This is a genomic window from Stenotrophomonas sp. STEN240 (genome assembly GCF_056756175.1).
On record NZ_JBRRBO010000052.1, the window covers coordinates 19642 to 30458 of the forward strand.

The 10817-nt window shown below is 63.7% G+C and carries 9 protein-coding genes; all 9 read left to right on the top strand.

The window, feature by feature from the left end; translation table 11 throughout:
• The first annotated feature begins 30 nt into the window (after positions 1–30).
• The 9 genes from flgE (at position 31) to ACVOKO_RS17110 (ending at position 10671) form a co-directional block, all read left to right on the top strand.
• Positions 31–1251 carry a flagellar hook protein FlgE gene (gene flgE / locus ACVOKO_RS17070; RefSeq protein WP_346500127.1) on the top strand — a complete coding sequence of 407 codons (1221 nt, stop codon included), beginning with the start codon at positions 31–33 and terminating at the stop codon, positions 1249–1251.
• A gap of 170 nt (positions 1252–1421) precedes the next feature.
• Entirely contained in the window at positions 1422–2171 is a 750-nt protein-coding gene (locus ACVOKO_RS17075; RefSeq protein ID WP_346500130.1) for a flagellar basal body rod protein FlgF, read from the top strand.
• Between the two features lie 300 nt (positions 2172–2471).
• Positions 2472–3257 carry a flagellar basal-body rod protein FlgG gene (flgG, locus tag ACVOKO_RS17080; protein WP_057628083.1) on the top strand — a complete coding sequence of 262 codons (786 nt, stop codon included), beginning with the start codon at positions 2472–2474 and terminating at the stop codon, positions 3255–3257.
• 22 nt (positions 3258–3279) lie between these two features.
• Complete coding sequence (gene flgH, locus ACVOKO_RS17085) at positions 3280–3969, top strand: flagellar basal body L-ring protein FlgH (protein WP_346500133.1); 690 nt, start codon at positions 3280–3282, stop codon at positions 3967–3969.
• Between the two features lie 8 nt (positions 3970–3977).
• The gene (locus ACVOKO_RS17090; RefSeq protein ID WP_430980808.1) at positions 3978–5093 is read left to right on the top strand and encodes a flagellar basal body P-ring protein FlgI; all 1116 of its coding nucleotides are present in this window, start codon (positions 3978–3980) and stop codon (positions 5091–5093) included.
• Positions 5094–6287: a flagellar assembly peptidoglycan hydrolase FlgJ gene (gene flgJ, locus ACVOKO_RS17095; protein WP_346500135.1), complete on the top strand. Its 1194-nt coding sequence runs from the start codon at positions 5094–5096 to the stop codon at positions 6285–6287.
• Between the two features lie 11 nt (positions 6288–6298).
• Positions 6299–8176: a flagellar hook-associated protein FlgK gene (gene flgK / locus ACVOKO_RS17100; protein WP_346500138.1), complete on the top strand. Its 1878-nt coding sequence runs from the start codon at positions 6299–6301 to the stop codon at positions 8174–8176.
• Positions 8176–9378 carry a flagellar hook-associated protein FlgL gene (gene flgL / locus ACVOKO_RS17105; RefSeq protein WP_346500140.1) on the top strand — a complete coding sequence of 401 codons (1203 nt, stop codon included), beginning with the start codon at positions 8176–8178 and terminating at the stop codon, positions 9376–9378. Before flgK ends, flgL begins: the two co-directional genes overlap by 1 nt.
• Before the next feature lie 66 nt (positions 9379–9444).
• The gene (locus ACVOKO_RS17110; RefSeq protein WP_346500142.1) at positions 9445–10671 is read left to right on the top strand and encodes a flagellin; all 1227 of its coding nucleotides are present in this window, start codon (positions 9445–9447) and stop codon (positions 10669–10671) included.
• Positions 10672–10817 lie beyond the last annotated feature (146 nt).

The window sequence follows — 10817 nt, forward strand, 5'->3', positions numbered from 1 at the left end:
CCCCCTCTTCGATTTCCCAGGAGTATCGCCATGGGTTTCAACGTCTCACTGTCAGGCATCAATGCGGCCAACGCTGATCTGAATGTCACCGCCAACAACATTGCCAACGTCAACACCACCGGCTTCAAGGAATCGCGCGCCGAGTTCGCCGATCTGTTCAATGCCACCAGCTATGGCCTGTCACGCAACGCGATTGGTTCGGGCGCGCGGCTTAGCAATGTGGCGCAGCAGTTCTCGCAGGGCAACATCAACCAGACCGGGCGCAGCCTGGATCTGGCCGTCGCCGGCGAGGGCTTTTTCACCATGAACATGAACGGCTCGCGCGTTTACTCACGTGCCGGCAACTTCCAGACCGACAACAACGGCTACGTGGTGAACCCGCAGGGTGCACGCCTGCAGGTGTTTGCCCCCAGTGCCGATGGCACCCGCTTCGATGGCCAGCTGACCGATCTGCAGCTGCTCACCACCGACAGCCCGCCCAAGCAGAGCACCCTGGTCAACCTGGCATTCACCCTGCCCGGCAACGCGCCGGTGCCGACGGTAACGGCGTTCGACCCTACCGATTCCAACACCTACAACCATTCCACCGGTGGCATCACCGTCTACGACTCGTTGGGTGTCAGCCACACCCAGACCTCGTACTTCGTGAAGACGGCCACCGCCAACGAGTGGGAAGTACACAACTACATCGACGGCCAGCCCGCCGGTGCACCGTCGATGCTGCAGTTCTCCAACGCCGGTGCCTTGATCGACCCGGCGAACGGCGACATCACCCTGGCACCGTTCACCCCGAGCACCGGCGCGGGCGTCGTCAATCTGACCTTGAATGTCGCAGGCGCTACCCAGTACGGCGAAAAGTTCGCGATGCGCGACACCCGCCAGGACGGCTACGCCGCAGGCAAGCTCAATGAGATCAGCATCTCCGAGGACGGCGTGGTGTATGCACGCTATTCCAATGGCGATGACAAGGCACTGGGCCAGGTGGCGCTCACCACCTTCAACAACCCGCAGGGCCTGCAGAACCAGGGCAATAACCTGTGGGTTGAAACCTTCTCCTCCGGCAACCCGCGTACCGGCGCGCCGGATACCTCGGATCTGGGCCAGATCCAGGCCGGTTCGCTGGAAGCCTCAACGGTTGATCTGACCGAGCAGCTGGTCAACATGATCGTTGCCCAGCGCAATTTCCAGGCCAATTCGCAGATGGTGTCCACGCAGGACCAGATCACCCAGACCATCATCAACATCAGGTAAGCCAGGCGGGCGCGACGGCGCATGGCTGGCCAGTGGCCAGCCTCTCAACCGGTCGCGCCACGCTCACGCACGACGCTGCACCGATGTAATGCGCCCCTAAGGCGTGCAACGGATTCCTCCGTACCACGCCCTGCGCTTCACCCCCCTCTTTACTTCCGAACCCAAGCCTTATGGACAAAGCCCTCTACGTTGCCATGACCGGTGCCCGTGCCTCGCTGCAGGCGCAGGCCACCGTGTCGCACAACTTGGCCAACTCGGATACCCCGGGCTTCAAGGAAGCACTGGCCAACACGGAGGCGTTCCGCATCCAGGGCCCGGGCTTTCCGTCGCGGGTGGATGCCCTGCACGTGGACGCCGGCTTCAACCGCCGCGTCGGCGCGCAGCAGATCACCGGCAATGCTTTGGATCTTTCCCTGCAGCCGGGCAGCTGGCTGGCCGTGCAATCCAGCGATGGCAGCGAGGCCTATACCCGCAGCGGCGCCTTGTCGCTGACGCCGAACGGGCAGCTGCTCACCGCCGAAGGCAATGCGGTGCTGGATGACAACGGCAATCCAATCGCGGTGCCGCCGCATCAGGCGATGGAGATCGGACACGACGGCACCTTGTCAATCATTCCGCTGGGCGAAGGCCCGCAGACGATGGCGATGATCGGCCGCCTGCGCGTGGTTGATGCGCCCAATGAACAGCTGGAACGCAGGCTTGATGGCTTGATGCGCAATACCGATCCGCAGCAGCCTTTCGTGCAGCGCCAAGGCAAGGCGCTGGACAGCGGCATGCTCGAATCCAGCAATGTCGATGCCGCCGGTGCACTGGTACAGATGATCCAGTTGCAGCGCCAGTTTGAAATGCAGGTCAAGGTCATCAAGCATGGTGACGAAAACGCGCGCAGCGCCAACAGCCTGTTGCGTCTGAACGGCTGATGGAACCACTGGTCGCACAAACATAGCGCGCGCCTGCGCCACTGCGCGGCGCGCGATGCGATACACAGCGGTGCATTCCCCGCTGCCAGCATCCTCACTTCAGTTCATCCCTCTCCCGCGCCCCGACCTGTTCAGCCCAGGCCGATGCAGTCGTGCCCGGTGTCATGCGTTTGGCGCCATCCGCACGTCGCCAACCACTCCGCGAACACCGCCGATATTTCGACACCACTTTTGGCACGGCCCATGCATTGACACAGGCAAGGGCCAATCGGCCGGTATCAGTTACCAAGGAATCGCATCATGAATCAGGCATTGTGGGTCGCCAAGACCGGCTTGGATGCACAGCAGACACGTATGTCGGTTGTCTCCAACAACCTGGCCAACACCAATACCACCGGATTCAAGCGCGACCGCGCCAGCTTCGAGGACCTGTTGTATCAACAGGTGCGTCAGCCAGGTGGTTCGTCCTCGGCGCAGACACAGCTGCCAACCGGCCTGCAGTTGGGTACCGGTGTACGTGTGGTCGCCACTTCCAAGCATTTTGAACAAGGCAGCCAGCAACAGACCGGCCGCGCCTTGGATGTGATGGCCAACGGCCGTGGCTTCTTTGAAGTGATGATGCCCGACGGCAGCTCCGCCTATACCCGCGATGGCAGCTTCCAGATCAATGCCCAGGGTGAACTGGTGACCAACAGCGGTTACCCGGTGCAGCCCGGCATCCAGATCCCGGAAGGCGCGCAATCGATGACCATCGGCACCGACGGCACCATCAGCGTGAAGATGGCCGGCGAAGCCGCCTCCGTCGAAATCGGTTCGTTGACGCTCACCGATTTCATCAACCCGGCTGGCCTGCAGGCCAAGGGTGAAAACCTGTACCTGGAAACCACCGCTTCAGGCCCGGCACAGAACGGCACGCCCGGCCTCAACGGCCTGGGTACCGTCGTGCAGGGCGCGCTGGAAGGCAGCAACGTCAACGTGGTCGAAGAGCTGGTGTCGATGATCGAAACCCAGCGCGCCTACGAAATGAATGCCAAGGCCATTTCCACCACCGACTCGATGCTCGGCTACCTCAACAACAACGTCTGATTGGTCGCCAAGGGATACCGTCATGAGCAGCACCCCACTCCTGCGCCAAGTTTCCATCGCCCTGTGCACTGCCTTGATTGGCGGCTGCACGCTGGCCGGCGACGTGCGCCCCTACGCACCCATGGCGCCGATCCAGCCCATCGTCGTGCAAGCCGCAGCGCCTACCGCCGGAGCGATCTACGCCGCTGGCCCGGGTTTGAATCTGTACGGCGACAGGCGTGCGCGTGACGTCGGTGACCTGCTGACGATCACTCTGGTTGAAAACACAATGGCCACCACCACCGCCAGCACCGCGATCAGCAAGAAGTCCGACATCGACGTTGGCACTCCGACCTTGTTCGGTGCGCCGGTGACGCTGGGAGGCAAGGACATTCTCGGCGCATCGGCCTCGTCGGAGCGTGACTTCGCCGGCAAGGGCAACAGCGCGCAGAGCAATCGACTGCAGGGCAGCGTGACCGTCACCGTGATCCAGCGCCTGCCCAACGGCAACCTGGTGATACAGGGGCAGAAGAACCTGCGCCTCAATCAGGGCGATGAGCTGGTGCAGATCCAGGGCGTGGTGCGCGCGGCGGATATCGCTCCAGACAACACCATTTCTTCCAGCAAGGTCGCCGACGCGCGTATCGCCTATGGCGGCCGCGGTGCGGTTGCGCAGTCCAATGCAATGGGCTGGCTGGGCCGCTTCTTCAACTCCGCGTTTGCACTGTTCTGAGCACCGTGATGACTACTTTCTCTTTCATGCGTCATCTGGCCCTCGCAATGCTGGCACTGGCGGCCGCCCTGCCCGCCCATGCCGAACGGATCAAGGATCTGGCCCAGGTTGGCGGTGTGCGCGGCAATGCGCTGGTTGGCTACGGCTTGGTCGTCGGCCTGGATGGCAGCGGTGACCGCACCAGCCAGGCGCCTTTCACCGTGCAGAGCCTGAAGAACCTGCTCGGCGAGCTCGGTGTCAATGTTCCGGCCAACGTCAATCCGCAGCTGAAGAACGTCGCAGCGGTCGCGATCCACGCTGAACTGCCGCCGTTCGCCAAACCCGGCCAGACCATCGACATCACCGTGTCCTCGATCGGCAATGCGGTGTCGCTGCGCGGCGGTGCCTTGTTGATGGCGCCGCTGAAGGGCATCGATGGTCAGATATACGCCATTGCCCAGGGCAATCTGGTGGTAGGTGGCTTCGGTGCGCAGGGCAAGGATGGCTCGCGTATGTCGGTGAATATTCCCAGCGCCGGCCGCATTCCCAACGGTGCCACCGTCGAGCGTGCCCTGCCGGATGTTTTCGCCGCCGGCGGCGACATCACCTTGAACCTGCACCAGAGCGATTTCACCACCGTCTCGCGGATGGTCAGCGCGCTCAATGCCACCTTCGGTGAGGGCGCCGCGCGCGCCGTTGATGGCGGCACCGTTGCGGTACAGACACCAAGTGATGCTGGCGCCCGCATCGGCATGCTGGCCCGTATCGAAAACGTGGAATTGTCGCCAGGCGCGGCACCGGCACGCATCGTCGTCAACTCGCGTACCGGTACCGTGGTGATCGGCTCGCAGGTGCGGGTCAGCCCGGCGGCGATCTCGCACGGTTCCTTGACGGTGACCGTCAGCGAATCGACCCAGGTCAGCCAGCCCAATGCCTTTGGTGGCGGACAGACGGTTGCCACGCCGCAGTCCACCATTACCGCCAGCAATGAAGGCAGCCGCATGTTCCGCTTCGATGGCGGCGCGACCCTGGATGAGATCGTGCGCGCAGTCAACGAAGTCGGTGCGGCGCCGGGCGATCTGATCGCCATCCTGGAAGCACTCAAGCAGGCCGGCGCACTGACCGCCGACCTTGAGGTGATCTAAGTGCGTATCGCCGCGCCCGCGCTTGAACTGAACCCGGCCATCGCCAATGACCCGGCGAAGATCGACAAGGTTGCCCGCCAGCTGGAAGGCCAGTTCGCACAGATGCTGGTCAAGAGCATGCGTGATGCAAGCTTCGGCGATTCGATGTTTCCGGGTGAAAACCAGATGTTCCGCGAGATGTACGACCAGCGCATTGCCGAGGCGATGACGCGCGGTCGTGGGCTGGGCCTGTCGGCGATGATCGCGCGCCAACTCGGTGGCAGCGACTCCGCCAGCACACCCAACGTTGATCCCAGCATCAAGCCCGCCGCTGCCGCGCGTGCCTACCAGTTGACCGCACCTGCAGCTGCCGGCATGCCGCTGGACCCTGCATCGGCAACCGGCGCCGACCCGCTGTCGACGTTGAACATCGATGACCAATCCACCTATATGGCCCCGCAGGCCCAGGCCCTGGATCTGATTGCCGGCCGTGACAGCAGCAGCTTCCATGCTGCGCTGAGCAGCGCCAACCCGTATCAGGAAAACGAAGCCGCAACGCCAGCCGCCGACTGGGCGATGGCCAATGATCGCTGGAGCAGTGCAACCGCGGCGCAGCGCGGTGACGCCGTCGACACCACCACCGCCAACCTTGCCGCCGACAAGCTCGGCAAGCACACGCCGGAAGGCTTTGTCGCCAGCATCTGGCCGCATGCCGAGCGCGCCGCGCGCGAGCTGGGCGTCGACCCGCGCGCCCTGGTTGCACAGGCCGCCCTGGAGACCGGTTGGGGCAAGCGCCATATCAAGCGCGACAACGGTGACAGCAGCCACAACCTGTTCGGCATCAAAGCGACTGGTTGGAGCGGCGAACGCGCCACCACCGGCACCCACGAATACGTCAACGGCCAACGTCGCAATGAGACCGCCAGCTTCCGTGCCTATGGCTCGATGGCGGAGAGCTTCGGCGACTACGTGCGCATGTTGAAAACCAGTCCCCGCTACCAGGCCGCGCTCAGCGCCGGCAGCGATGTCCGCAGCTTTGCCCAGGGCCTGCAGCGTGCCGGTTACGCCACCGATCCGGCCTACGCGGCCAAGATCGCCGCCATTGCCGCCGGGCCCACCATCGGCCGCGCCGTTGCCGCCATCGGCGATGCCGGTGCACGCCTGGGCCAGACCTTTGCCAGTACCGCCGGTGCTACCGGCATCACCCGTCGTTGAGATAGCCGTCCATGTCTAATGTTCTTTCCACTGGCACCAGCGCGCTGATCGCCTTCCAACGGGCGCTGGCTACCGTCAGCCACAACGTCGCCAACATCAAGACTGACGGCTACAGCCGGCAGAAGGTGGACTTCGCCACCCGCGACCCCAGCGATGTCGGCTACGGCGACGTGGGCAACGGCACCAAGATCACCGACATCCGCCGCGTGGCCGATCAGCTGGCCATCTCGCGCCTGCTCGACAGCAACGGTGAACTGGCGCGCCTGCAGCAGCTGTCCGGCATGGCCGATCGCGTCGATGCGCTGTTCTCCGATGCGGCCACCAACGTCAGCGGCGTGTGGTCCAACTTCTTTGACGCTGTCAATGGACTGGCATCCAACGCTTCCGGCACCGCCGACCGCCGCGATGTTCTGGACAACGCCAGCACCCTGGTGAACCGCTTCAAGCAACTCAATACCAACCTCGACAGTCTGAACAGCGAGGTCAACAACGGCCTGATCTCCGCAGCCACCGAGGTCAATCGGCTAGCCAAGGAGATCGCACAGATCAACGGTGCCATCGGCAGCAATGCCGCCGCGGCCGCACCGGACCTGCTGGACCGGCGCGATCAGCTGATCTCCAAACTGGTCGGCTATACCGGCGGCACCGCGGTGATCCAGGACGGCGGCGTGATGAACGTCTATTCCGCTGGCGGCCAGGCCCTGGTTGTCGGCACCACCGCCTCGGAGATCACCACTGCGGCTGACCCCTACCAGCCCGAGCGCCTGCGTCTTGCGATCAAGACCCAGGGCATGACCGTGACCATGGACAGCAAGGCGCTGGGCGGACAGATCGGCGGCCTGCTGGAATTCCGTGAAACCGTGCTCACCCCCGCCCAGGCCGAGCTCGGCCGGATCGCGGTGGGCATGGCGCAGTCGTTCAACCAGGCCCACGCTGAAGGCATGGACCTGTACGGCGACATGGGCGGCAACTTCTTCAATCTGGGTACGCCGAAGATATCCGGCCATAGCGGCAATACCGGCACTGCAAGCCTCACCGCCAGCTATGGCGACCTTGGCGCGTTGGATGGCCAGAACCTGCTGCTCAAGTTCGACGGCAGCAACTGGCAGGCCAGCCGCGCCGATTCCGGCGTGGCGGTACCGATGACCGGCACCGGCACTGCCGCCGATCCGTTCGTGGTCAATGGCGTGCAGTTCGTGGTGGGCGGTACCCCCGCCACCAATGATCGCTTCCTGCTGCAGCCAACGGCTGGGGCAACCAACGATCTGTCTGTGGCGATCACCGACCCCTCGCGCATTGCCGCCGCCAATCCGGTCAAGGGCACGGCGGTGCTCAGCAATACCGGCACCGGCGTACTCGGCAAGCTGGACGTATTGAATGCTGGCGACCCTGCCCTGCTCAATCCTGCGGCCATCGCCTTTGTTGACGCCAACAACTACACCATCGATGGTGCCGGCCCGTATCCGTACACGCCCGGCCAGACCATCAGCGCCAACGGCTGGAGCGTGGTGCTCGATGGCAAGCCTGCCGCTGGCGATCGCTTCGACATCGGCAAGACCGCTGCCGGTTCCAGTGACAACGGCAACGCCTCGCGGCTTGCCAATGTCGAAGATACCAAGGCATTCAACGGCGGCACCGTCACCCTGAATGGCGCGCTCGGCGGTTTGACCACGCAGATCGGCTCGGCAGCACGTGCAGCCGACTACTCGCTGCAGGCGCAGCAGGTGATCAACGACAACGCCAAGGCCTCACGGGATTCGATCTCGGGCGTGAACCTTGATGAAGAGGCGGCGGACATGCTCCGGCTGCAGCAGGCCTATCAGGCCGCATCGCAGCTGATCTCCACCGCCGACACCATGTTCCAGACGATTTTGAAGGCGGTGGGCTGATGAGTAACCGAATTTCCAGCAACATGATGTATGACCAGTCGGTCTCGCTGATGCTGGCCAAGCAAAGCAAGATGAACCATCTTGAGCAGCAGCTGGCCACCGGCAAGAAGATAGTCACCGCCAAGGATGATCCGGTTGCTTCCGGTACGGCCGTTGGCCTGGATCGCGTGCTTGCCGAACTGGAACAGCTGGGCAAGAACGCCAACACCGCGCAGAACCGGCTCGGCCTGCAGGAGAATACCTTGTCGCAGGCCAACGAACTGTTGGCACGGGTGTCGGAACTGACCGTGCAGGCCAACAACGCCGCCTTGTCAGCCGAAGACCGCAAGACGGTGTCCGCCGAGTTGCAATCGATCAAGGACCAGATGCTGGCCTTGGCCAATACCACCGATGGCAACGGCCGCTACCTGTTTGGCGGTGCCGCCGATGCCGCCGCACCGTTCACGCTTGCCAATGGCACCGTGACCTACAACGGTGATCAGATCCAGCGCCAGGTCGAGGTTGCCCCCGGCACCTTCATCAAGGACGCGCAACCGGGCAGCGAGGTGTTCCTGCGCATCCGTACCGGTGACGGCACCGTCGATGCAGCCGCGGCCGCAGGCAACACCGGCAAGGCGGTACTGACCGACATCAGCCGCGACGGTTCGGGCAGCTGGAACGGCGACAGCTATACGTTGCGCTTCACCGGCACCGACACCTATGACGTCGTGGATGCCAGCAATACGGTGGTCGGTACCGGCACCTATAAGACCGGCGAAGACATCGTCTTCCAGGGCTTGCGTGTTCGCATTGAAGGCACTCCTGCCGCCGGCGATGCGTTCACCGCCGGCCAGGCCAGTACCCGCGATGTGTTCAGCACCATCGACCAGCTGGTGCAGACGCTGAATATGGACACCTCCACCGAAGCCGGCCGCACCGCCCAACAGAACGCATTGCAGGCAAGCATCCGCGATGTCGCGCGTGCATCGGGAAGCCTGATCGATGCGCGCGCCGCAGGCGGCGCGCAACTGAAATCCATCGACGATGCGGCCTCGCTGCGCGAAGCCAGCAGCATCACTCTGGAAAGTTCCCTGTCGCAGCTACGCGACCTCAACTATGCCGAAGCCATCGGGCAATACCAGCTCGAAGGCGCGGCCTTGCAGGCGGCACAGACCATCTTCACCCAGATGCAGTCGATGTCGCTGTTCAACATGATCCGCTGATTCCGTAATCCGCATCCCACCGCTTCCTCATACGCACCACGTCACCGAACACAACGGAGAAGTCCCATGGCACAAGTCATCAACACCAACATCATGTCGCTGAACGCTCAGCGCAACTTGAACACCAGCGGCAGCAGCCTGGCGACGTCCATCCAGCGTCTGTCCTCTGGCCTGCGCATCAACAGCGCCAAGGACGATGCCGCCGGCCTGGCCATCTCCGAGCGTTTCAGCACCCAGATCCGCGGCCTGGATGTGGCCGTGCGCAACGCCAATGACGGCATCTCGCTGGCCCAGACCGCCGAAGGCGCGATGGTCGAGATCGGCAACAACCTGCAGCGCATCCGCGAGCTGGCCGTGCAGTCGTCCAATGCCACCAACTCGGACAGCGACCGTGAAGCGCTGAACGCCGAAGTCGATCAGCTGCTGTCGGAAATCGACCGCGTCGCCAACCAGACCGGCTTCAACGGCACCAAGCTGCTCGACGGCAGCTTCACCGGTGCGCTGTTCCAGGTGGGCGCCAACTCCGGCCAGACCATTGGCATCAATGCCATCGTCGATGCCAACATCGACACCCTGGGCCAGGCCGGCTTCGCCGACAACGTGAGCGGCACCGGCATCGGCGGCACCGCCGCCACCGCCTCGGGCTCGATCAGCGGCATCACCGTCAGCGTCACCCCGGCGGGCGCTGCCGCTGCCACCCAGATCAAGCTGGACGACATCAAGATCGAAGTCGGCGACGATGCTGCCGCTGTGCAGAAGAAGGTTGCCCAGGCCTTCAACAACAAGCTGGACCAGACCGGCATGTACGCCACCGTCGAAGCCGGCGAACTGAAGCTGACCTCGGTCAAGGCCGGGCAGGATTTCGGCGGCGTCACCAATGGCACCCTGGCTGGCGGCACCGGCATCACCGTCTCGCTCGCTGCCGACCTGGGCGCGACCACCGCCGCTGCCGGCGTGGCTGCAAACGGCGGCGGCATCCGCCACATGGAAGACTTGGACGTCTCCAACTTCTCCGGTTCGCAGCGTGCGATCGAGATCGTCGACAAGGCGTTGACGGCGGTCAGCAGCTCGCGCGCGGAAATGGGCGCCATCCAGAACCGCTTCACCTCTACCATCGCCAACCTGGCCACCACCTCGGAAAATCTCTCCGCTTCCCGTAGCCGCATCCGCGATGCCGACTACGCCAAGGAAACGGCCGAGATGACCCGCACCCAGATCCTGCAGCAGGCCGGTACGGCCATGCTGGCCCAGGCCAACCAGGTGCCGCAGAACGTGCTCAGCCTGTTGAAGTAAGGCGGCTGCACATGTTCAACGCAAAAACCCCGGCTTGCCGGGGTTTTTTGTGTTCACCAGCCATGACCACCACAGATGTGGGAGCGGCGTCAGCCGCGAAGCTGACATTGGTGATGCAGCTTCATTGCGTGGCGGAAGAACCACCT

Coding starts and splice junctions, on each gene's coding strand:
- flgE (WP_346500127.1), top strand. CDS start 31: ATGGGTTTCAACGTCTCACTGTCAGGCATCAATGCGGCCAACGCTGAT.
- ACVOKO_RS17075 (WP_346500130.1), top strand. CDS start 1,422: ATGGACAAAGCCCTCTACGTTGCCATGACCGGTGCCCGTGCCTCGCTG.
- flgG (WP_057628083.1), top strand. CDS start 2,472: ATGAATCAGGCATTGTGGGTCGCCAAGACCGGCTTGGATGCACAGCAG.
- flgH (WP_346500133.1), top strand. CDS start 3,280: ATGAGCAGCACCCCACTCCTGCGCCAAGTTTCCATCGCCCTGTGCACT.
- ACVOKO_RS17090 (WP_430980808.1), top strand. CDS start 3,978: ATGACTACTTTCTCTTTCATGCGTCATCTGGCCCTCGCAATGCTGGCA.
- flgK (WP_346500138.1), top strand. CDS start 6,299: ATGTCTAATGTTCTTTCCACTGGCACCAGCGCGCTGATCGCCTTCCAA.
- flgL (WP_346500140.1), top strand. CDS start 8,176: ATGAGTAACCGAATTTCCAGCAACATGATGTATGACCAGTCGGTCTCG.
- ACVOKO_RS17110 (WP_346500142.1), top strand. CDS start 9,445: ATGGCACAAGTCATCAACACCAACATCATGTCGCTGAACGCTCAGCGC.